24 protein-coding genes and 2 pseudogenes are annotated in these 23,487 nt (G+C 37.1%); 8 read left to right on the forward strand and 18 right to left on the reverse strand.

The annotated features are described in order from the left end of the window. Positions 1-151: 151 nt before the first annotated feature. Together BS1321_RS28095 and BS1321_RS07410 are read right to left on the reverse strand one after the other, a co-directional pair. Positions 152-402: pseudogene (locus BS1321_RS28095) on the reverse strand (DDE-type integrase/transposase/recombinase); the annotation flags it as partial. A 109-nt stretch (positions 403-511) separates the two neighbouring features. After that, a pseudogene (locus tag BS1321_RS07410) lies at positions 512-652 on the reverse strand (HU family DNA-binding protein); the annotation flags it as partial. 183 nt (positions 653-835) lie between these two features. Between BS1321_RS07410 and BS1321_RS07415 the strand changes: the two are divergent. The 7 genes from BS1321_RS07415 (at position 836) to BS1321_RS07450 (ending at position 9,451) form a co-directional block, all read left to right on the forward strand. Continuing rightward, positions 836-1,597: an IclR family transcriptional regulator gene (locus BS1321_RS07415; RefSeq protein WP_063232404.1), complete on the forward strand. Its 762-nt coding sequence runs from the start codon at positions 836-838 to the stop codon at positions 1,595-1,597. A 17-nt stretch (positions 1,598-1,614) separates the two neighbouring features. Beyond that, entirely contained in the window at positions 1,615-2,568 is a 954-nt protein-coding gene (locus tag BS1321_RS07420; RefSeq protein WP_063232428.1) for a sugar kinase, read from the forward strand. Positions 2,569-2,581: 13 nt separating this feature from the next. Continuing rightward, positions 2,582-3,208: a bifunctional 4-hydroxy-2-oxoglutarate aldolase/2-dehydro-3-deoxy-phosphogluconate aldolase gene (locus BS1321_RS07425; protein ID WP_063232405.1), complete on the forward strand. Its 627-nt coding sequence runs from the start codon at positions 2,582-2,584 to the stop codon at positions 3,206-3,208. 51 nt (positions 3,209-3,259) lie between these two features. After that, on the forward strand, positions 3,260-4,408 hold the full coding sequence (gene dgoD, locus BS1321_RS07430) for a galactonate dehydratase (RefSeq protein WP_063232406.1): 1,149 nt from the start codon (positions 3,260-3,262) through the stop codon (positions 4,406-4,408). Between the two features lie 31 nt (positions 4,409-4,439). Next, the gene (locus BS1321_RS07435; RefSeq protein WP_230161051.1) at positions 4,440-5,765 is read left to right on the forward strand and encodes an MFS transporter; all 1,326 of its coding nucleotides are present in this window, start codon (positions 4,440-4,442) and stop codon (positions 5,763-5,765) included. Positions 5,766-6,635: 870 nt separating this feature from the next. Further along, complete coding sequence (locus BS1321_RS07445; protein ID WP_094246592.1) at positions 6,636-7,871, forward strand: IS110 family RNA-guided transposase; 1,236 nt, start codon at positions 6,636-6,638, stop codon at positions 7,869-7,871. Positions 7,872-8,176: 305 nt separating this feature from the next. After that, entirely contained in the window at positions 8,177-9,451 is a 1,275-nt protein-coding gene (locus BS1321_RS07450) for an IS110 family RNA-guided transposase (protein ID WP_063236581.1), read from the forward strand. A gap of 322 nt (positions 9,452-9,773) precedes the next feature. Here BS1321_RS07450 and BS1321_RS07455 read toward each other — a convergent pair whose 3' ends face one another. The 6 genes from BS1321_RS07455 to BS1321_RS07485 form a co-directional block, all read right to left on the reverse strand. Beyond that, entirely contained in the window at positions 9,774-10,112 is a 339-nt protein-coding gene (locus tag BS1321_RS07455; protein WP_094246593.1) for a hypothetical protein, read from the reverse strand. A gap of 147 nt (positions 10,113-10,259) precedes the next feature. Further along, positions 10,260-10,577 (reverse strand): hypothetical protein, encoded by a 318-nt coding sequence (locus BS1321_RS07460; RefSeq protein ID WP_063236588.1) that lies wholly within the window; start codon positions 10,575-10,577, stop codon positions 10,260-10,262. 507 nt (positions 10,578-11,084) lie between these two features. Then, entirely contained in the window at positions 11,085-11,756 is a 672-nt protein-coding gene (locus BS1321_RS07470) for a hypothetical protein (protein WP_063236576.1), read from the reverse strand. Positions 11,757-11,898: 142 nt separating this feature from the next. Continuing rightward, on the reverse strand, positions 11,899-12,420 hold the full coding sequence (locus BS1321_RS07475) for a DUF2199 domain-containing protein (protein WP_063236575.1): 522 nt from the start codon (positions 12,418-12,420) through the stop codon (positions 11,899-11,901). 200 nt (positions 12,421-12,620) lie between these two features. Further along, positions 12,621-12,917: a TIGR04104 family putative zinc finger protein gene (locus tag BS1321_RS07480; protein WP_063236574.1), complete on the reverse strand. Its 297-nt coding sequence runs from the start codon at positions 12,915-12,917 to the stop codon at positions 12,621-12,623. A 471-nt stretch (positions 12,918-13,388) separates the two neighbouring features. Next, positions 13,389-14,663: an IS110 family RNA-guided transposase gene (locus BS1321_RS07485; RefSeq protein WP_063236580.1), complete on the reverse strand. Its 1,275-nt coding sequence runs from the start codon at positions 14,661-14,663 to the stop codon at positions 13,389-13,391. Positions 14,664-14,959: 296 nt separating this feature from the next. Between BS1321_RS07485 and BS1321_RS07490 the strand changes: the two genes are divergently transcribed. Continuing rightward, on the forward strand, positions 14,960-15,415 hold the full coding sequence (locus BS1321_RS07490) for a YfmQ family protein (RefSeq protein WP_063236452.1): 456 nt from the start codon (positions 14,960-14,962) through the stop codon (positions 15,413-15,415). Between the two features lie 436 nt (positions 15,416-15,851). Here the strand turns inward: BS1321_RS07490 and BS1321_RS07495 are convergent, their stop codons facing one another. The 10 genes from BS1321_RS07495 to ltrA all read right to left on the reverse strand — a co-directional run bounded on the left by BS1321_RS07495 (position 15,852) and on the right by ltrA (position 23,360). After that, positions 15,852-16,292, reverse strand: coding sequence for an SRPBCC family protein (locus BS1321_RS07495; RefSeq protein ID WP_053347531.1), 441 nt, complete (start codon positions 16,290-16,292; stop codon positions 15,852-15,854). A gap of 421 nt (positions 16,293-16,713) precedes the next feature. Next, on the reverse strand, positions 16,714-17,133 hold the full coding sequence (locus tag BS1321_RS07500; protein WP_063236439.1) for a VOC family protein: 420 nt from the start codon (positions 17,131-17,133) through the stop codon (positions 16,714-16,716). A 342-nt stretch (positions 17,134-17,475) separates the two neighbouring features. After that, positions 17,476-17,940: a hypothetical protein gene (locus BS1321_RS07505; protein ID WP_063236440.1), complete on the reverse strand. Its 465-nt coding sequence runs from the start codon at positions 17,938-17,940 to the stop codon at positions 17,476-17,478. A gap of 411 nt (positions 17,941-18,351) precedes the next feature. Continuing rightward, entirely contained in the window at positions 18,352-18,699 is a 348-nt protein-coding gene (locus BS1321_RS07510; protein WP_063236441.1) for a VOC family protein, read from the reverse strand. A 181-nt stretch (positions 18,700-18,880) separates the two neighbouring features. Continuing rightward, entirely contained in the window at positions 18,881-19,084 is a 204-nt protein-coding gene (locus BS1321_RS07515; protein ID WP_063236442.1) for a hypothetical protein, read from the reverse strand. A gap of 361 nt (positions 19,085-19,445) precedes the next feature. Next, entirely contained in the window at positions 19,446-20,210 is a 765-nt protein-coding gene (locus BS1321_RS07520; RefSeq protein ID WP_063236443.1) for a LolA family protein, read from the reverse strand. Then, positions 20,207-20,731: a sigma-70 family RNA polymerase sigma factor gene (locus BS1321_RS07525; RefSeq protein WP_063236453.1), complete on the reverse strand. Its 525-nt coding sequence runs from the start codon at positions 20,729-20,731 to the stop codon at positions 20,207-20,209. Before BS1321_RS07525 ends, BS1321_RS07520 begins: the two co-directional genes overlap by 4 nt. A gap of 193 nt (positions 20,732-20,924) precedes the next feature. Continuing rightward, positions 20,925-21,218 carry a C40 family peptidase gene (locus BS1321_RS07530; protein WP_063236444.1) on the reverse strand — a complete coding sequence of 98 codons (294 nt, stop codon included), beginning with the start codon at positions 21,216-21,218 and terminating at the stop codon, positions 20,925-20,927. 8 nt (positions 21,219-21,226) lie between these two features. Further along, positions 21,227-21,463, reverse strand: a complete 237-nt coding sequence (locus tag BS1321_RS27825) for a lysozyme family protein (RefSeq protein ID WP_063236445.1) — start codon at positions 21,461-21,463, stop codon at positions 21,227-21,229. A 73-nt stretch (positions 21,464-21,536) separates the two neighbouring features. Beyond that, on the reverse strand, positions 21,537-23,360 hold the full coding sequence (gene ltrA / locus BS1321_RS07540; RefSeq protein ID WP_063236446.1) for a group II intron reverse transcriptase/maturase: 1,824 nt from the start codon (positions 23,358-23,360) through the stop codon (positions 21,537-21,539). Between the last annotated feature and the right edge of the window lie 127 nt (positions 23,361-23,487).

The raw sequence follows: 23,487 nt of genomic DNA on the forward strand, positions 1-23,487 counted from the left end.
TAAAATGGATATTATGTAGACCTCTCATTTAACCATATGACTACTAACCTTGTTTGTTATGGCCTTATCAGTATCTTCTACCGAGTCTATTGTTCATTTGAAAATTGCTTCTTAGTTTCGTATCCTTGTTTATTTGTGAATTCTTTCTTTCTACTTTTTCGTTTGATTTCAAAAAGACTGCAAAGCTTTTCTTGAAGAAGCGCTTTGCAGTCTTTTTGTCTCTTGTTTTACTGAGATAAAAATTCCCCTTTAGAATCCACTGCACAATACAGATAAATACATTTACTTTTTTCTTTGATATACGTTTCACCGACTCTCCAGGAGTCATTTGTTGGCCTAAGATATACGCTGTGCCCTTTCTAATTCCGTTTCATATTGATGAACCCAACGCATAACCGAGCTCAAGTTGTGATTGTATCAGGCTGCTATTGCAATGTTATTCTCAAAGAATGACATTCAGGGAAATTGAAGAAATTACAAGGGGTTGTTGACTTTGAACGCTGAATTTTATTTTAACAGCCTCTTTTAATTCCTTACCTGGTTTAAAAGTAGGAACTTTGGATACCGCAATTTGTATTTCCTCTCCTGTTTGTGGGTTTCTACAAGTACGATCAGCACGATCACTTACTTCAAATGTGCCGAATCCAACAAGAAATGCAATTTGGCGAAAGTCGATATCAGAATTATTCTTAACGGGTTTATAATTCTTAAAATTTAAATTTTTTGAAAAATAAAAATTTTAATCTTGATAATTAATATCCCTATGATAATATTAAATTATCAAATCATATATAGGATATTAAATCATATATGTGATTTAAAGGAGAGTAAACAAATGTCCGTTAAATCTGCAGAAAGAGTTTTAAGAGTGTTTGAATTATTAAGCCAGGATCAGCATGGTTTAACCATTAAGGAAATTAGTGAATCCTTGTCTTTTCCACAAAGCAGTACTTCTGGTCTCATTAGAACGTTGTTAAATGAGGGGTATCTCTCTCTCGATTCCTATAATAAATATAAATTAGGACCAAAGCTGATTCAAATTGGTAGCGCTGCTATGGATTCGTTGGATATTTCCTCTCAAGGCTTGCCTTATTTAAAAAAATTGATGGAGGATGTTCAAGAAACGGTATTCATGGCGGTGTTATCAGAGAATGAACTGGTATATGTTGCGAAAATTGATAACAACCGTTCTATTCGTACTACCGCACAGCCTGGAAGTCAAAAACCATTATATTGCACAGGTCTCGGAAAGGCTTTTTTGGCCTTTTTACCTCAGCAACAAAGGACTACTATCCTAGATAGTCTTGAATTACGCCCTATCACCGAGCACACCATCACAGACAAAAAGCGGCTTGAACAGCAGCTAACGATGTTCAATGAGCTTGGTTATTCGATAGATGATGAGGAAAATGAAGATGGTTTATTCTGTCTGGCTGCTCCGATTTATGGAACAAACCATACCATTCAAGCAGCCATCAGTGTGGCGGGTCCAAAAGAAAGGATGATTAAGCAAAAGGATTTTATCGTAGGAAAATTGATTACCACCGCAAAAGACGTTGCAACCAGTATTGGAAATGCAGGGAATAGTCAGTTTTAATGAAACGAGGTGTTCATATGGATGTTGTAAGTTTAGGGGAAACGATGATCTTATTTTCTGCTGAAGATACAGGTCAATTACGATACAACCGGAATTTCACTTCGAGAGTTGCCGGTGCTGAAACAAATACACTTATTGGATTAGCGAAGCTTGGCTATCAAACGGGCTGGATGAGCAGAGTAGGCAAGGATGAGCTTGGAAAACGTATCCTTTCAAGAATACGGGGGGAAGGCGTAGACACTTCTTTTGTAAAAGAAGATGAAAGCGCACCCACAGGTTTGTTTTTAAGAGAAAGAACAACTAACAATAGTTCAAGAGTCTTCTATTACCGAAATCAATCTGCTGCCAGTAAAATGGTCCCTGCAGATATGGAAGAAAGCTATATAGCCAAAGCAAAGTTCCTATATCTTACTGGAATAACACCTGCACTTAGTGATTCTTGTAAAAATACCGTTTTACATGCAATAGAGCTTGCCAAGAAAAATGGTCAAAAAATTGTATTTGACCCCAATGTACGAAAGACGCTTCTTGATGATAAAACAGGTAGAGAAACGTTATTGGAAATAGCAGCAAAGTCCGATATCATTCTTCCAGGAATCACGGAAGGATACTACTTATTCAAGTCAACAGATTGTGAACAGATAGCGAGAGAATGTAAACAATTAGGTGCTGAAATGGTAATAGTGAAACTAGGAGAAAAGGGAGCATACTATTCCACTTCTGATACTTCTGGTTATGTTCAGCCTTATCAAGTCGAAACGGTAATCGATCCTATTGGAGCTGGCGATGGATTCGCTGCCGGCGTATTATCCGGGATATTGGATGAAATACCTATTCATGAAGCGGTAAAACGTGGTTGTGCGATAGGAGCAATTGTTACATCTGTAAATGGTGATATTGAAGGGCTTCCAGATAAAGAAACACTTGAAAAATATATGAACCAAACCAATAAAGAGGATGTAATCCGTTAAAGGAGTGTTCAGAATGAATACGCTTACTCGTATTTTTGAAAATAAAATCATATCCATTGTCCGAGGGGCAAAGCCAGAGGATACATTAAAAATTGCAAAGGCTTTACGGGATGGTGGTATCAGATTAATTGAGATCACTCTTAACTCTCCTAATGCTCTAGAATCTATTGAACTTGTTTCTCAAGAGCTTGGCGAGGAAATGGTGGTGGGCGCTGGTACGGTATTAGACCCTGAAACAGCCCGGGCAGCCCTCCTCGCAGGTTCAAAATTCATCTTATCTCCAACCGTAGATCTAGAAACCATTAAAATGACGAAAAGATATGGTGCAGTTAGTATACCAGGAGCTTACACCCCTACAGAAATTCTAACAGCATATGAAAATGGAGGAGATATTATCAAGGTTTTCCCGGCAAGTGTCGGTCCAAATTATTTTAAGGATATTCGTGGTCCGTTATCTCATATCCCTCTTTTACCTACAGGGGGAGTTACTTTAGACAATATAGCCGAGTTCCAAAAAGCTGGAGTTGTTGGTTTCGGAATTGGCAGCTCGCTTGTCGACGCAAAACAGGAAGTAAATGAAAGGTACTTAATGGAATTGACGCAAAAAGCTAGATCATTTGTTTCTGCTATTCGATCTTAAAAACATAGATGTCTATCAATCACCCATAAAACTACTAAGGAGAGATTAACTATGAAAATTAAAAGCTATGAATTATTCCAAGTACCACCTCGTTGGTTATTTTTAAAAATTGAAACAGATGAAGGCATTGTTGGCTGGGGAGAACCCGTAATTGAGGGAAAAGCGGCAACTGTTAAAGCTGCAGTTGATGAATTAATGGAAAATCTAATTGGTAAAGATCCACTTAATATTGAAGATCATTGGAATCTCATGTACAGAGCAGGATTCTATCGTGGAGGCCCAATCTTAATGAGTGCGATTTCTGGGATTGATCAAGCTCTTTGGGATATCAAAGGGAAATATTATAACGCCCCGGTCCACCAGCTTCTTGGAGGAAAAGCCAGAGATTCTATTAAGGTTTATTCTTGGATTGGCGGAGACCGTCCTTCCGATGTTGGTGAAGCTGCTAAGGCAGTGGTATCTAAAGGATTCACAGCGGTTAAAATGAATGGGACTGAGGAACTCCAATATGTGGACTCATATGAAAAAATTGATCAGGTGATAGAGCGAATTGCTGCTGTACGTGAATCAGTAGGCCCACATATTGGAATCGGAATTGACTTTCACGGAAGGGTCCATAAACCAATGGCCAAAATCCTTGTAAAAGAGCTGGAAGCATACAGACCGATGTTCATTGAAGAGCCTGTATTACCAGAGAATAATGAAGCTTTGCGGGAAATTGTGAATCATACTGCGATTCCGATTGCAACCGGTGAAAGAATGTACTCTAAGTGGGATTTTAAAAAGCTGCTTACAGATGGATATGCCGATATTATTCAGCCTGATTTATCGCACGCTGGGGGAATAACAGAATGTAAGAAAATCATCTCGATGGCTGAGGCTTTTGATGTGGCAGCTGCTCCTCATTGTCCATTAGGGCCGATTGCTTTGGCAGCCTGCCTACAAGTGGATGCTACGTGCCATAATGCATTTATCCAAGAACAAAGCCTAGGCATTCATTATAACCAAGGTAGTGATTTACTGGATTACATAGTTGATAACCAAGTGTTCAAATACGAGGAAGGTTATGTGAAGATTCCGGATGGGGCAGGACTGGGAATCGAGATAAATGAGGACCATGTGAGAAAAATGACGGAGATTGGTCATAATTGGAGAAACCCTGTTTGGAGACACAAGGACGGTAGTATCGCGGAGTGGTAAAAGAAAATCCCAAATGAAAAAGGTGAGTACAGTGAATAAGAAAATGACAAAAGTTCGTTACGGAATTGTAATGATGCTATTTTTCACCGTAATTATTAACTACATGGATCGAAGCAATATTTCCATAGCAGCACCTTTTATTTCAAAAGAACTAGGATTGGATTCCGTAAGTATGGGGTTAATCTTTTCTGCGTTCGGCTGGACTTATTGTGCTTTGCAGATTCCAGGCGGGTGGATTTTAGAAAAACTAGGAAATCGTAGAACTCACGCATACGGAATTGCGGGCTTTTCCATCGCAACGCTTCTACAGGGATTTGTAAGCGGTTTTTCAGGGTTTTTCTTGTTGAGGATTGGGCTTGGAGCGTTCGAAGCTCCTGCCTTCCCGACCAACAGTAAGGTTGCGGCTAGCTGGTTTCCAGAAAATGAACGAGCAAGAGCCATCTCCATCTACACATCTGGTCAATTTGTAGGACTGGCTTTTTTAACTCCAACATTAGTGTTTCTCCAGCAGTCAGTAGGCTGGCGAGGGCTTTTCATTATAACAGGTATCATAGGGGTGGCTTGGTCCATTTTATGGTATGTTTTATATAGAGATCCACAGCATAGTAAGAGCATTAACAAGGCTGAAATGGATTATATCAAAAAAGGTGGAGCTATCGTTGAATCTTCTTCTGGAAATGATGATTCACCTGTTAGAAAAATAGGTAAAAAAGATTTCTTGGCTGTTCTGACAAGCAGAAAACTATGGGGAATATATATAGGACAGTTTGCAGTAGCTTCCACACTATGGTTTTTCTTAACATGGTTCCCTACTTACCTTGTTGAATACAGAGGCTTAACATTCATTAAGTCTGGTCTTCTGGCTTCCCTACCATTCTTAGCGGCATTTGTCGGAGTTTTACTCGCAGGCTTCCTATCTGATTTCCTTGTTAAAAAAGGAGTATCTGCAGATATTGCAAGGAAAGTTCCGGTAATATCAGGATTATTGCTTTCCACTTCAATCATTGGAGCGAATTTCGTTGACAATACTAATCTAGTTATTTTATTCATGTGTATCGCCTTTTTTGGAAACGGTTTCGCTTCAATCACCTGGGTGTTTGTTTCATTGCTTGCCCCAAAAAGGCTGATTGGGATTGCTGGAGGTACCTTCAATTTCATTGGTGGTACAGCATCAATTATTATACCGATTGTGATTGGTTTCCTGGCAAAGGGCGGTGATTTTGCTCCTGCACTTACCTTTATTGCTTGTATAACCTTTGCTGGAGCCCTGTCATACATTTTCTTGGTTGGTAAAATCGAAAGGGTTCAGGATTATGCGGATTTTGATTTAACGAATGATAAGAAGTTATCGAGCTAATGATGAATGCGTAGAATACCTAAACAAACAAAAAAGCAGTGCATCCCGAAAATTGGGATCACAGCTTTTTTGTTTGTTTAGATATCATATATCGTAAGCACTTAATGACGACCTTATTTCTCGAACCTATTTAGAATAAAAAGGAACTGAATAGGCAGGGAAAGTACAATATTCAAATACTTTTGTATAGAGTACCTTAAACTATAATAATGAGGAAAAGAAGTTGGTTCTTATAAGTACGAACCCTATTGTAAAAAGCCTTTGCTCAGTAAGTAATATTCCAGGTATTGCAATTGATAACAATTGTGCCTTTGTAATAATGGATGATAAATATAGAATAATTAAATCTGATCCACAGAATAAGGTATTCTTATTTAATAATATTAGAGGGGTTACTGAAAAGAAAGAGCCGGTTTCAGAGAAGTACAAACCTCTTACAGAAATATTTTGATCGGTTAACTTTTTCAAGTTAATAAAGAAGATTATGAATAAGTCTTTCTTCCGAAAAAATATACTAAAACAAATTAGGGTCTTTAGTTTTATAAAGCTAATATTGCTTATTTAACCTATATAAATACGCACAGTCCGAATACACTAAGTTTATTGAACTAACCTGCCCCTTTCGTATTATAAGGTCAGCCAGAAAATATTTCTGGTTGACCATTTTTTATATGGTTTTATTATAACGGTAGCCGGGGCAAAACGTACCTGCTCGTGGGGATAGACCCCGTCAACTAAACAGTTTGCCCCCTACTTGTAGAAACATGATTAGGCTGGTTGGGACGTAGATCTCGTATAACAAGCGAAGCTGTGACACTGCAAGGAGAAATAGGGGTACCGGTAATCCACTAGATTAGGAGGAGATTTAGAATGAATCCAGTCGTTGGTCTGGATATTTCAAAAGGGGAAAGTCAGGTTCAAGCATTTTTGGATAAGGGGAAACCTTATCAAAAGAGTTTTAAAATAACTCATACTGTTGAGGGGCTTAATTTACTTGTAGCGTTTCTTGAGGATGTAAAGAAAGTGTCTGGTCAGAAGCCTTCAGTCGTTTTAGAAGCCACTGGACATTATCAAACTCCAGTCGTTCATTACTTGGAAGAACGAGGATATTTATTGATTATCATTAATCCATTGATTTCATATAAGGCAAGAGGATCAAGCTTAAGAAAGGTAAAAACAGATGCCATTGATGCCTATCTTCTCTGTGAGTTGTTTTATAAAGAAGAGTTAGAGCCATATAAAAAGCGTGGAGTCCAGTTATTGAACCTTCGTAATCTCACAAGACAACATGAAAACATAACTGGCGTTATGATTCAAACAAAGCTTCAATTTCAGGCAGTGCTTGAACAAGTGTTTCCTGAATATAAAGGAGTTTTTGGAGATTTATATTCTGTGGTGTCACTCTTAACTCTTTCAGAGTTTCCCTCTTCAGAGGACATTTTGAAGGCAAGTGAAGAAGCAATTACAGCAAGGATATTTGAGTTATGCAAGAGTAGATCAATTAAATGGGCAAATGAAAAAGCGATTCAGCTTAAAGCTGCGGCAGCTCGTAACCCTTTTGAAAAGACAGTCTATCAGAGTCATATTTTAAGCCTTGGTATGTATATAAATATTCTTCTTCAGTACAAAGAGCATCTATCAAAGTTAGAGGCAGAGATAGACGCCCTCGCTAAAGAAATTGAAGAATATACGATCCTCAAATCTATCCCAGGTATCGGAGAAAAGATCGCGGCAACGATTATTTCTGAAATTGGTGAGATAGATCGATTTAATAATCCTAAAAAACTTGTAGCTTTCTCTGGAGTTGATCCTAGTGTATTCGAATCCGGTAAGTTTACAGCTACCAAAAATAGAATCACTAAAAGAGGTTCTAGCAGACTTCGACATGCCTTATATATGGCGGTTCGTTGTGCTATTCGTGATTGCCGGAAGTCTAAGACAACTGATGAAATTATCCCTCGAAATAAGAAGCTACGCGTGTTTTATGACAAGAAACGCGAGGAAGGAAAGCCTTATAAGGTAGCCGTCATAGCCTGTGTAAATAAGCTCTTACACTGGATTTTCGCTCTATTAAAGAACAAAATGACTTTCCAAGATATTGTTTAAAATTTATATTTAACTAAAAAGAACAAAACCTTCCAAATGAGAGTCTGAAGGAAGGTTATTTGGTATGCCTATTATTAGTATATCACGTATGTTTTTATCTTTTTATTGAAAAATGTTGACAAACTATTAGCTGGTTTAGTTCCATAAGAAAAAGCTGCCTTAAAGACAGCTCTGATCTTCAGCTAACGCACCCGTTAGCATTCCTGTAGATCGTTAAATATCAGGTTTGAAAAAAATAGAGCCCCTCAGTAAGATACGAGTATAGAGACCAATCTAACTCAAAGTCTTAAGGAGGAAGCCCTACTATGAATTTTAAAATGCAAAACAAACAAAATCAACTAATTGAGAGAATTACGGATCAACATCTAGTTGTTGGTGTGGATATTGCCCAACACTTACACGTGGCCCGTGCTGTAAACTTTCGGGGCATTGTGGTCGGGAAACCCTTGTCTTTTGAAAATAACGAAGAGGGTTTTACTCGATTACTAAACTGGATCCAGGAACTAAAACAAATGAAAAACCTAGACACAACGATAGTCGGAATGGAACCTACCGGACATTATTGGATAAACCTTTCAAAGTGGCTAGTCAAACAAAACATGGATGTCGTCACCGTCAATCCTCACCATGTCAAAAGAAACAAAGAAAATCGTGATAATACGCAATCCAAAAGTGATAAAAAAGATGCCCTTGTCATCGCTGATATGGTGAAGAATGGCTACTATGCCTTCGTTCGTTCCACTTCAGAATCATTTGAAAAACTTCGTGTCCTTATGGCTAACCGAGATGTGATCGTTAAGCGTCATGTTAGCTCCATCAACCAAATTAATCGATGGGTGGATGTGGTCTTTCCCGAGCTCCGGCAAGTGTTTAAAGACGTATCATGTAAAGGGGCAATCGCAACCCTACGCCTCTTTCCTACCCCAGCTGAATTATGTTCCTTACAGCCTCAAGATATCGTAACCGGTTGGAAATCATGTATGAAGCGACATTCCGGGCATAAAAAAGCCCGTTCCCTGCTTGTATTGGCCAAGCGTTCAATTGGTACGAAACAAGCCCTTGATGCGTATAAACTTCACTTGGGACAATTATTAGAGGAATATGATCTCGCTTCATCCCAACTCGAAAGAGTGACGCAAGAAGTCACAAACGTCTTGGAACAGATTCCATTCGTTAAGCAAATACTTGCCATTAAAGGAATCAGCGAGATTTCACTAGCGGGAATCTTAGGAGAAGCTGGAGATCTGAGTGGGTTCGCTCACGGGAATGCGCTCCTTCGTCATGCAGGATTGCATCTCGCTGAAGCAAGCTCTGGGAAGTGGAAAGGCCAAATTGTTCTTTCCAAACGTGGAAGATCACGCCTGCGGCGTTACCTCTTCCTTGCGACCATGAGTCTAGTGATGAATAACCCTGAGTTTAAAGCCCTACACTCGAATAATGTTAAAGTGAAGAAGATTAAGAAAATGAAATCCATCATGAAACTTTGTGGAAAACTCGCCCGTGTCCTAGTAGGTATAGCTCGTAATGGCTCTGCCTATAAACCGGAAATGATCTTCCCATTTGAACAACTAGCAGCGTAAATTTACATTCACATTGTTATTTAACGAAAGTTGGCTTATTCGTAGGATTTCAAAGAAAGCACGAAGTACTGGATGTAATGAACAAAAGGGCAATGACCCGTTCCGTTAGCAAAACCGGCCTTCACCCCTTGGATAGGCATGACGAAGGAATGAAAGGGCATAGGATTATGACCCGTTGAGACATGGGAGGGAAAGCCTCCAGGGGCAGCGTGGAGAATGCGTGCAGTATATGTAATAATATGGGATTTTCAACAGATCCCCTATTTCAATCTGCCCTCATCTTATCAAAACGGTCCTATCTCTTGCGTTCATCTATAGCAACCTATACCATGTGGTTTGAAATCCTGCGAATAAGCGAGTATTCGTGAGCATTATCTATTAAACTGAGGGAGTTCATTAATATGTCTATCCCCATTCCACAAAACAATATCGTTAGGATGAACCAAAATATATATTCTCTTTTTTTAACAATATAGTTTTCAATTCCTATTAGAAGGGTGATTATTCCTGCAATTAGTCTTAAAATTCCAGAGTAAAAGTAATCTATACTGTCATAAGTTTGGAAATATAATATTATTGCAAAGAGTGTCAATGCCCACTGTATAAACAGAATAGGTTTATTTCTATCATCCCAAAATTCTTTTCTCAAAAAAGAACGCATTATTTTATCTCCTCAATCTAAATCAAAGTCTACTCATATTATAAACTGTAATGAACTACCCCGCCCCGTTAGTTACATAAAGAAAAAGCTGCCTTAAGACAGCTCCGATCTTCGGCTTCAGCTAACGCACCGGTTAGTTTAACTAGATTACATTTTATTAGTTCCATTTCTATACGGATATAGCACTGTATCGACCCAACTACGAAACATTTCATAGGCTTGTTCGTCTGTTTTTACATTACCTAAAAATACCCCCATAAAGTCATCATAATAACGTTCCTTAGCTCCAAATAATGTGTTAAACTCCTTTTCATTTTCAAAATCATCGAAAAATATATCCATTGTCTTATCTTGTCTTTCCCAAGCAATGGCCTCGATATAAGGAGTAAACTCGTTTTGGTAATTGTCTATATGTAGGTGGTTACCTGTATAATTTACATTGTCAAAATATCCGTAATCATTCATATCTAAGCCTCCTAAATGAAATACCAGATTATTGTACCTTTTGTTCAACTATCCTGCCCCGTTAGTGCCATATAAAAAGGTTGCCGCAGCAACCTTGAGTCTTTTACAAGAAGTAGAAATCCCTTTCAATATTTGAATTTGTCAGGTTGTTCTACATAGAACTCTAAATACCCACATTTAGAACAAACATAAGTAGATACTTTGCTGTAAATCGGACTATCCGTGAAAAAACCTCTTGGTTTTTGGTTTATCTGAAATTCTCCTTGAATTCCAGAAATATAGGCCTTCGTAAGTTCGTTGCCGCATTTGCTACAAGTTTCCATTAAATATCATCCCTTATAAGTTATCGTATCCTACCCGTATTTACTCTCTTTTATACGATTCCGAAATTAATAAAGTTTCAATCCTTATGCAACTATCCTGCCCCTTTAGTTCCATAAGGAAAAGCTGCCTTAAAGACAGCTCCGATCTTCAGCTAACGCACCCGTTAGTTCATTAACAATTGAGTTAATAAATATATCTAAAAGTCTCGTATTTTCCATACTTGATAACAGTTTTAAATTCTTCTCCACCATTTTTATCCTTTAACAAAGCATCCATCTTATCATCTTTAATATTGTAATGTCGCCTATTCAGAAAGCCTACACTTCGGATTGTTGGATGGTCTAAAATTGGTGATAAGTCACCATCTAACACATTAGTATCAACAAATCTAAAGTCAATTAGGTTAAGAAATTGATTTAAAAAATTCAAATTTTCAAGATTACCGCAAGAATTAAGGCACAGAACCCGTAGATTTGTCAGAGAGAATAATTCTTCATTTGGTACAAATTTCCCTGATTGATTAATATGTAAATGTTCTAGAGTATTGGCTAATCCAGATAAACCAAAATCATTTTGTAAATTAGTACAATAATGTAATTCTAAACGCTTTAATTTAGTCATTTTTTCTATCCCAAGGAATTCTTGTATATTGGACCTGTTTAATTCTAGATAGAGGAGATTTTCAGGAATACCAACAAAGTTGCCCAGCTTATTCTTTTTATGGTACCAAAGAGTTAAATACTCAATGTTTTCAAGCTGCATCTCATTAAACTTATCTTCTTTTAAGTTTAAGTAAGACTGAAGAATATCTGGTAATTGTTCAAACCAAATCGTATTATTTCTCCAGTTATCCATTTTGAATCGCCCCTATATTCGCCATTAATTCTTTATCTTATCATTTGAACTTATTAAACTAAATTGCCCCGATAGTTCTATAAAAAAAGATGCCTTAAAGACAGCTCAATCAATCAGCTCACATACCCGTTGAGGGTTATTATTATTCTTCTACATCACATAAATCTTCTGCAATCTGTTTTATTTTTTTAAAACCAATTCCTTCTCTTTGTTCTAAGGATAATGGGTGTTGTGTTGGTTCTAATTCTATATAAGGTCGCAAACCTATTGGACGAGTGTGTACCATTGTTTTTAAGTTTAGTGTTTCAGGATAACAAGGGATAGAAGTTTGCAGCCAACCAAACATTGGTTCCAAATCCTTTTCTCTTCCTTCAACTTCCCCATACTCCATCATTTTATCAAAATTCGTTTCACTTAATGAAACCCAAACATCCCAAATAAAAGGACCTTCCCCATCTATTACTGGAAGTTCAATACATCCACGAATAAAGAAATATTCATCATCTATAATGCACACATCTTCATTCATCTCAATACGATTTTCTTGTTCTTCGATTGGAACTTCTTCATAGTAATCAGGAACAGGACTTCCATAACTCAAGGGAAGTTCCTCGTGGTAATTTCCACAACATTTACATTGAAAACCAATATTATAATTGCTCATTTTACATCCCCCATATAAAAACAATAGCCTTACCTCAATATTAACCCAAAAAGACAAGACTAAGTTTGATAATTTAGCCTGACGCGTTGGTCGAATAACATAGAATTCTTATGGAACTAAACTGCCCCTTTAGTTCCATAAAAAAAAGCTGCCTTAAAGCCAGCTCCGATCTTCAGCTAACGCACTGGTTACTTAAATGCCTACCACATCGGTTCATCCTTGTTACTTAGCTTATATATAAATGGCATCAAAATAATAACCAAAGCATAAGCAACTATTTCAAAAGCTAAGACATAACCTTTAGGTACACCAAATGATACTAATGGGACAAACAATAAAGATATAAATATATATAAGCTTAATAGCTTTCTTGATTTCTTGGAAACGTATTGAGATGAATCACAGGATGGACATCTTAACTTTTTTTTAAAGGTAAACATTTTAAAAAAAGCCTCTATCCAACCCCATTTATAGCCACAGTGCTGACATATTGGCATATGAAGCAACCTCCTTTCAATTAAATCAATATTACAAATTATATCATTTATTCCTAAACTCCCTCAGTTTGATGCGAATATCTCTCGAATGCTCACTTATTCGCAGGATTTCATACCCCTTGTAATTAGACTTACGGGTAAATGAAATGAGTTCAGATAAGTTAGGCTTCGTGAAGGCATAGTTAAATAAAGGAGTCAGTTACCACTCCACATTTTACCATATAATGTACATCTCCATGCCGCCCCTGGAGGCTTTCCCTCCCATGTCTCAACGGGTCAATCGCCCTCTCATTCCTTCGTCATGCCTATCCAAGGGGTGGAGGCCAGTTATGCTAACCTGATGGGTCACTGTGCCCTTTTGTTTAAGAAACCTGGTACTCGTACATATTTGAAATCCTACGAATAAGACAACATTCAAAATTAAAGTTAACTATTTTGAATGATACATTCTATATAACTAATGTTTTATTTCTATGCTGCTAATGGGATTAATACTTGGACTTTATTTGGACAATAAGACTCGTTTCGTCGTGCTATTCCTACAAAAATCCTTGCTAGTTTACCTATGAGTTTCATGATTGATTTCATTTTCTTTATCTTCTTTACCTTCACATTATGGGAATGGACGGCCTTAAACTCAGGGTTATTCATCACAAGGCTCATAGTTGCTAAGTAGAGGAATCGTCGTAGTCTTGACCTTCCACGCTTTGAAATGACAATCTGACCTTTCCATTTGCCTGAACTTGCTTCAGCTAGATGTAATCCCGCATGCCGCAATAGAGAGTTTCCGTGAGAGAAACCACTTAGATCTCCTGATTCACCCAGTATCCCGGCTAATGAAATTTCACTTATTCCTTTAATCATAAGTAGTTTTTTTGCAAATGGTATTTTGTAGAGAACTTCTTTAACTTGTTGTTCAACTCTTTCGAGTTGTTTGACAGCGAGGTCATATTCCTCTAATAATTGTTCTAAATGGAATTTATAAGCATCAAGAGCTTGTCCGGTCCCAATAGAGGATTTTGCTAGATTGATTAGTAATTGAGCCTTCTTGGGTCCTGGTTGTCGTTTCATTAAAGACTTCCAACCCCTCATGACATCTAGTGTTTCTAGTGAAGATATTTCATCCGGTGTAGGAAATAAACGAAGGGTTGCGATCGCCCCTTTGCACGTTACATCTTTAAACACTTGTCTGAGTTCAGGAAAGACCACATCCACCCATCGATTTACTTGATTAATAGACATCACGAGACGTTTAACAATCACATCACGATTAGACATTAGAACTCTAAGCTTCTCAAATGATTCTGATGATGGGCGAATAAAGGAATAGTAGCCGTTTTTGACCATATCCGCGATAACGAGCGCATCTTTTTTATCACTCTTAGATTGGGTATTATCACGATTCTCTTTATTCCTTTTTACTAAGTGGGGATTGACTGTTACAACCTCAATGTTTTGGTTATATAACCATTTTGAAAGGTTAATCCAGTAATGGCCTGTAGGCTCCATACCTACTATTGCTGCATCTAAGTTTTTTAATCTTTTTAAATCATGAATCCATTTTAATAGTTTAAGGAACCCCTCTTCATTATTTTCAAATGTAAGAGGCTCTCCAACTACAATTCCACGGAAGTTAACTGCTCTTGCAACGTGTAGTTGTTGAGCGATATCCACACCAACAATAAGGTGTGTATCGGAAATTCTTTCTATTAGTTGATTTTGTTTGTCTTGCATTTTAAAATTCATAGTAGGGCTTCCTCCTTAAGACTCTGAGTTAGATTGGACTCTATACTCGTATCTTACTGAGGGGCTCTATTTTTTTCAAACCTGATATTTAACGATCTACAGGAATGCTAATCTACCCTTTTCAATATGAAAGGAGCTGCGGGAACAACCCCTGTCCGTTAGTTTATACCGCACGCTCCAAAAGGAAATTGTTACGAGAATGGACATATTTCCGAAGAAAAAATGTCCATTCTTTTGGTAATATAGAGGCAGCTGTTTATAATGAGGCATTTATAACATACGGAGATGATGAAAAAATGACAGGACCCGTTTTGATTTTGACCATTATTTTAACGATATTTAAACTAGTTGTTACCTGCCTTCCAACCGATGTCGTCAATTGGCTTTTGAATAAATTTAAGATGCATCCAACACTTAGTGACGGGAATACCGTGATCACGATTGACGGAAAACGATTGGAAGGGGAAGAGAAGAACCAAGTGATTCAGGATGTTAACCACGCGATGGTTTTGAAGAAAAATCATATATTTCCTGGAAACGATTCCTTGTTTTTAAAGCCAAAGAGCGGTGTGAAGCCATTGGTCATCGATACGAAAAAAGGCAAAAAGGATATTCGGTTATTGGTGTTCGTGTACGGCGACCATGTGGATGTCGTAAAACAGGACAATAAGAAGCTTGTGGCATATAGCATGCGTTCCGAAAGCCTCCAAGACCGTTCGATGATGAAGGGAATGGATGTAAAAGGAGCATAAAAGGAAGAAAAATGAAAAACCACACCATGATGTGTGGTTTTTTGATAGGGAATTATTTATTTTCTGACACGACTTCTTCTTCTCTTATTAGGATGCCTTCATTTTTTGCTCGCTTATTTTCTAGTACGACGCACACTTTAGCTGAACAAGGGAATTTTTTTTACTTGATTTGAATGTATGATAATGTAAAGAATCGCACGTTCAAAAGGCAGCCAAATGGCTGCCTTCTTATGACGCTAACGCACCCGTTAGTTCATTAAGAAAAGCGATTCTGGAATATTAAAAAAAGAGGCCATCCTTTTTGGACAGCCCCCTTTCCGCTAATTATAAAATTTCTAGTAGAGCTCGATATCATTATATTGGTCACTTCAGAATGTTACCATCTATACTTCAGAGAAGGTATCTCCAAAATGAATTGGCTTTCAATCTTTGAAAACTATGAGAATACTGCAATTTTACGTGCGATAGATTCTGTTAAACGAGATGCTACTTTTGGAACAGCCCATTTAATAATTGGTGTTAACACCGCACCAGATAATCCGCCTGCATGGATTTCCACCGTACAAGTCATTATTGTTTTACCATTAACATCTTCTGCAGTAAAGTGACCGCTTCCTGTAAAATTATCTGATAAACCTTTTAGTTCAAACTTAATATTTGAAGGTTCATTCCATTCGGTAATATCTACCTGCGCTTGTATTGTTTTTTTAATACCTTTCACACTACCTTCAAATGTCCAAATAGATTGCTTGTCATTTATGATTTCATGTTCTTTATAGGCTGGTACTGTCGTTGCCCATTTTTCGAGATCACTGACATAATCCCAAACTGCTTGTACATCTACTGGAACTACTACAGTATGCGTTCCCGTTGCCATTATGATCCCCACCTTCACTATGTATGAATTGTAACTTTACATTTCTACAAAATAATTATTACATAAAAAGCATAAACTTACATCACTAATTATACATAGCTTTCCTTCTTCCAATCCCCCAATTATTTGTAGAATCAAAATTTTCCAATCCTCCACAATCCGGCCCTTTAATGGAATAACAAGACTGACGTTTTTAAACGACTTTAATGTCACTTAACAGTATTAATTATGGAACTATCCTGCCCCGTTAGTTCATTAAGAAAAGGGATTCTAATTAAAGAATCCCTCCCTTTCGAGGAATACTAATTAATTATCATCATTTATTCGAGTAAATGATTCTGTAAAATAAATTGTGTAAACAAACCAGCGATGCGAGTAGTACAAACTGGACATGCGTTAAGCTGAATGCCCACAGTACGAATCACGCTTTTCTGGTCGAACCCAAAACCTCCAAATAGTGCTGATTGTACATAATGCCTAGGATATTCCCAAAGGGATCAACCACTGAGGCAGTAATGAACCCTTGACCGCGAACTGTGGGTGCCTCGTGTTCTTTCGCCCCCATAGACAGCAGCTTCTCGAAAGTTGCTGTCACATCGTCGACGTGCCAGTACACGACAGCACCACCGGCCGGGCCGATCGACGAACCATCGGGCGCGTAGCGGCTATCGATCAGGCCCAGCTCGTGCTGGTAGTCCCCGAGGCGAAACTCGGCATATCCTGGGCGTTCGAAGTATGGGGCCATACCCAACAGCTCAGCGTACCACTTCTTTGCCGCCACTAGATCAGTCGCCCAAAAACTGACTGTGGTGAGTCCTCGTAATGTCTTTGTGTCGCTCATAATCGATTTCCTCCTCAATGTTGAGTAAATAACTATACTTCATATTTAGGGTCGCCGGATAATTTCCTAATTGCTGTTCCAATAGCTATTGTATACGTCTAATGCTGACAAGTATGTCAGTGGAGAAGAAGATTTTTTCAAAAGTGCTTTGAACATTTATTCCTTTGATTCACTTCGATTTACTTACGAATAATCCCTTCTCATATTCAAGAAAATGGCCCAATTGTTGAACATAGATCAAACAGCACTGTTGAACTCACCTGCCTTTATCTCCATAAAGAAAAAGAGCTGCCGAAGCAACTCCCTTATTGAAGTAAAGCACCCTTTAGCATAATAATTAATTTAGTAAGCTGGCTCTCCGGTTTCAGTTTCAGTGTCAAATCCCATTCCCCTTAGCAACTGCTGGGTATAAGCTAAACTTTGCTCTGTCTTCTGCTGCCAGCTGATAACAGAATCCATAAACTCTTTATATTCACTTGGAGCATTTTCCCTCATAACCCTTAACCATATCGTTACTTCCTTGTCTTGCTTTAACCCATTATTAACACATGCAACCAGAGCTTTAATAATGGACTCATGGTATTCACCACTCTGTAATCGTTTTGCACAGCCTAATGCTGTAACCCGGTGATAGGAGGCTGGAATAAGATGATTATGCATTTCTGCATGTCCTTTTAGATTTTTAGTGACAGGAATATGAAATAATTGCGTCGTCATTGAACAAACCATTTGTTCGCCGTTCAGACTGTAGTTTAAATACTCCAATACAGAAGACCAGTCTTGCCGGTAGGGAAAATAATAGTTCAATACATTCACCCACTTTTAAAAATTCTAAAATATTCTATGTTTCATTTATATTTTCGCCCCTAAAAGTTGTCAATTGATCAAATTTAAAATCAAATTGCTCTTACTTTTTAGCAAAAAAAGCACAGAGAAAATTTTCTCTATGCTCTTCTAACTCATTAACGGATTTTAATCCTTCAACCGAGATGACAACCTTATCTGCTGACTTAAAACTTCTTCGTTAGCACAAGAATCGACTACCTTTGTTGAGCACTCGTGCCCGTTAATTTATTCAAAAACCTATATTTTTTGAAAACTAAATTCCTTTATTCAACTATCCTGCCCCTTTAGTTCCTAAAAAAAAGCTGCCTTAAAGACAGCTCCGATCTTCAGCTAACGCACCCGTTAGCTCAATAGCAAATGAATTACAACTCGTTATTTCTCCCAAAGCTCGACCAGTCGACCTTCAGGATCTTCAATCCAAATAAACTTTCCAAATTCACTAATCTCTTTTTTCTTTGCAAGAGGTACACCAATATGTTCAAGATGCTTAATAGTCTCGTTTAGATTATGTACTTGGAAATTTAACATCACTTGTTGTTCTGTTGGAAAATAACTGTCATTCTCGGTAAAGAAAGAAAAGATAGTCTCATTTCCTAATTGGGGTTTTATTACAGCCCCATTCCAATTTTCTATTTCAATCTTCAACACTTCACTGTACCATTTTTTTACAACTTCAAGATTCTTAGTTCTCCAAAATATTCCTCCGAAACCTTTTATCATCTTATCTAACTCCTGTCTGTCATCAAATTTTTAGCTATCCGATTACATTAGATATTCGAGATTTAAATTTAAGTTCCTTTTTTAACTATACTGCCCCGTTAGTTGCATAAAGAAAGAGCTGCCTTAAAAACAGATCCAATTTTCAGCTAACGCATCCGTTAGTAGAATAAGGAGTTACCTTTTATTCCTCGTTTAATTGCTTTAACCACTCTATAAACCAATCTTGAGGTAAATTTACTTTTGAGAGGTCTAAATTCTGCAATTCTTTAAATGAGTAAGTATTTACCAAAAATAAATCCCATTGACATTCAATATCTCTTGCTATCCCAAAAGCTATTTCATCAAGTTCATTAGATACTTCAGCTTCATCTTCCTCAAAAGCCATTGTGAGGTTATCACACCACTTAATAAACTCAAATTGTGAAAATCTGTTTTCTTTTCTTTAAGTTTTCGGACGAGAATGGAAAATCTATAGTGGTTTCATTCCAGTTCCAATTCATATAAACATCCCCTATTATCAACTTACTATCCTCATTACCTTCTACTCTCTAATTTAACATTTTCTTATACTACTAAACTGCCCCTTTTGTTCATTAAAAAAGGAACTGCTGATCAGCTCCTTATATTGAAGTAACGCGTTGTTATTTATCGCTTTCTCCTCCAAAACGGAACCCGTTAACATATTATACGGTCCTTTTATTTTCATACACTAAAGCGTTATGACCCTAAGATAATTAATTCCTAGCTTACTTTTTTGTATGATCAATTATATTTGCCTCTTTAGGCGCTTCGATTTTAAACAAGTCCAAATTAGATTTCTTATCTATTGTTTTAAGTGAAATTAGTTTCCCTTCTTCGTAAGTTTTACCATTAATAATCTGTACCTCTCTTACTAACACATCAGTAGTTTTATCAAACCAAAGCTCAAGTGTTTCTTCATATGATATTGTTATTTTGTAGACTTCTGCATCTCTATCCAATATTTTTTTCGTCCCTAACGACTGAATTTTTTCTTTTTCAAATTCAGAGAATATCTTTGATTCAATAGGTGGTCCAGGATTATCATTTGTTTCAATTAAAAATTCATTATCATTTTTTGTGTAAGAAGCAATAGTTTTACCATCCGATACTGAAAAATCCCCGTTTTCATTTTCAGTTCGTTCTTGACTACCAGAAATATATGTTGTGATTAATTCTCCGTTGATGTTTTCTTCAACACTTACTAGTACTTCTTCGGGTGGTATTCCGCTTCCATTTTCCATTTTTTTAAATTTATCAGCCAGTATTACATTTAGAGCGTTTTGAATGGATGCCTTTACAACGGGTGTTGACAACGATCCAATACTAAGCAATAGAATTGCAGCACTTGCAATAAACCCAATTAACCATTTTGATTTTTTTCTATTGTTATTCATTTCACTATAGGCTTTGTTAATTCCTTTTTGACTCATCAGTTCGAACTCTTTGGGTATTTCAATATTTTCAAGTTCTTGTTTTATTTTATTTCTCATAGGATATCCTCCTTATTTAATCTTTTTCTTAACTTTTCTAATGCTCTATACAAAGTGGTTTTTATTGTACCTAAAGGCATATCCAATGTTATTGCAATCTCATTTAAAGTGTAATCATGGAAATATTTTAAAAGAATAACACTTTTTTCAGTTTCACTAATCTCTTCAATCAAAGTTTGTAAATACAAAGATAATGCGATATCTTCTTCTTTACCAATAGTTATTAGTTCCATGTGTTCGGGTTTTATGGAAAAAATTTTATTATGCTGTCTTAACATATCAATAGAGCAAGTTATAACAATCTTTATTAACCATGTTTTAAAGTACTTTGGTTCGTTTAAGAATTTGATCGATTTAAAAGCTTTATAAGCTACTTCTTGTACAATATCTAATGAATCTTCTTGAGTTCTCATATAAATAAAAGCAGTTCGATATATTTCCTCTTTATAGTTTTGAAATAATGTTTCAAAAGCGTTTTTGTCACCCTTTTGTGCTTTTCTAACTAACCTTTCAATTTTCATCACCTTCTTTTTCTCTTATTACAAATATTAGACGAAAAACCTAGAGTATTTGGCTTTACTTTTTTTATTATTTAGATATTTTCCGTTTTTTCACTATAATTCAAATGTATGATAATGCTGAGGTGTGCATAATTGGAAACTTTTATGTCCAGTTCTGTCGTCATTGAACGAGAAAATGAATTCCCTACTTTTTTCACAATAATTTTGACCCTAAATAAAGGTGAAATACCACCACTGCTATTGGCATTGACACATACATGCCTAAGTGCGAAGCCCCTGGCTTATATGTGGAGAAAAAAACGAAGTCACCCGGCTTTATATGTTCCTCTGAAACCGGCTTTGTTTTGTTGTACTGCGTTTGAGCTAACCCGTACATATCCATGCCACCCTGTGCAAAGGCATATTCCAGCAGCCCACTGCAGTCGAACCCTCCTGCTGCTGGTGTCCTGCCTCCCCATACATAGGGTCTGCCGAAGTACTGTTTCATGATGTCCTCTACATCAAAAATTGCGAACCGTCCCCCATGACCACCACGCTGCCATTTCCACCATTGTAATATTGCATGACATGGTCCACATAAGGCACATCACCGTAACGGCTCCACCCTTCCCTAGCAGCCATCCTATAACTAAACTGGGTGGCTACTTCTTTGGAATAGCCTCCACGCTCCAATGCGTATCCAATAAATCCATCTCCAAATAGTGATAGGTAAGATTTTGATGTTATCGCCATCTTTTCCCCCACTCCACACCGTACGTGAGAGTTTCCCCTCATACGGCGTTCCATCTAATTCAATTGACCAATATTAACCTAGATTGAAAATGGGTTTACAATGAGCTTTTTGTCTTAGTTCATCAAACCGAATTTTCTTCTCTTCCGTTAATCGATACTTGGAAAGTAGAATTCTTGATGTTTCTACATCCTTTGTATGTATAGCTTGGTGTATGTTTTCGAGAACTATAGTCAGATTCCGATAATCGTCAGTTCCACCTAATGCTTTTGGTTGAATGTGATGACAGTGGAAATCATTCAAACCTAATTCTATGCCTGTAATAGAGCACTTCCCATACTGGGCAACAAATTTTGAAATGCGATTATCGTTATATTCTATAGTCCTATATTTGATGTAGAAGCGTTGGATATGTCGTAAGACATCTTTATTTATGCACTTTAGATTTTGGTGAATTTTCTCTCTTCCTCTAGGTGTATAGTTTGTGATCCATTGTGAGAAATTCGTTGCTGGTTTATGTTTTTGTGCGTAAAGAGGTATAAGAACGATGTCATGTATTTTATATAATTTAGGATTATAATCCTTATACCTATCTTGTAATGTCTTCGACATATCAGCTCGTGTTGCTACTTTCCAATCTATTCTTAATCGGTTATAAAGAGTTCTAGTAAGATGGTAGTTTAGCCGTTCTAAATCTTTATTTATATGGGTAGCCGCAGAGTAGTAGTTTTGTATGCCCATTACGATGGTATTGTAGTGCCAAACAGCTTCCGGTGTTTGTTTCCTACGCATTTCCTTAATTGCTCGTTTGAGTTTCTGGTAGGCATGTACTTTTGCTTTTTCAGTCATCCTGCTGTGAGCTACATAACCTTTTCTTTTCTTAGTTGCTTTTAGATTAAAACCAAGAAAATCACTGCTTTTCTTTTTCAGATTAACTATTTGTGACTTTTCTTGACTAATATCTAAATGGAGCCTTGTTTTAAGGAAGTCCTTCGTTGCGTAGAAAAGCTTTTGGGCTGTTTGATAGTTTCGACATAGGATTTTGAAGTCATCAGCGTACCTTACAATAAAACATTCCTTCATCTTGGTTTTCTTTAGTTGCCTAAATTTTGCACTAGGGGCATGAAATTTGTAAGAAGTCTCAAAGGTCTCCCATTGTTCACTGACCCACCAATCTAATTCGTTGAGTACAATGTTAGATAAGAGAGGACTTAGGATTCCACCTTGCGGTGTGCCCTTAGTCGGTGTTCCTTCTCCTTGGATTTCTGCTCGTAGTAACCTTGAAATAATGGAAAGAAGTGTTTTATCTTTTATTCCTAATGTCCACATTTGTTTAAGTAATTTCCCATGGTTCACATTGTCAAAAAAACCTTTAATGTCAATATCGATGCAGTAATGCAGTCCATTACTTTTTCTATTGACTTGTGATTTCATTCTTGCTAAAGCATGGTGTGTACTTCTATTGGGTCTGAATCCGTAACTGTGATTATGGAATTTCGCTTCACAAATGGGTTCTAGTATTTGTAAAATACATTGCTGAAAGATTCTATCCCATATCGTAGGAATACCTAGTGGTCTTTTATCTCCATTGGGCTTTGGTATGAATACTCGCCTTACAGACTGCGGTTCATACCATTCAAACATGGATTTGACCTTAACTATTACTTCTTCAATTGGTAAACACTTGATATCATTAATAGTTAATCCATCTGTACCGGCTGTTGTACTACCCATATTCTTTTTAATATTCCGATAGGCCAACCTTATATTTTCATCCATCTTCACAAGTTTCACTAGGTTATAAAAATTGTTCCCATTTTGACTACGCTGAAATAGAAGATCAAATGTATGTTGGAGATCATAGTACTCGGCGTGTCGCAGTTTCTTAATCTTTTCTATAAGTCGGTACCTCCTTATTGGAGCGAAACCTTTTTTAGTCTTACAAGAACCTTATAAACCGATTAAGTCACTAAATGGTTGGTCAATCTTCATTAGACTAATGGCTGTCCTTCCACTATGTTTCCAT

Source organism: Peribacillus simplex NBRC 15720 = DSM 1321, assembly GCF_002243645.1.
Lineage (GTDB): Bacteria > Bacillota > Bacilli > Bacillales > DSM-1321 > Peribacillus > Peribacillus simplex.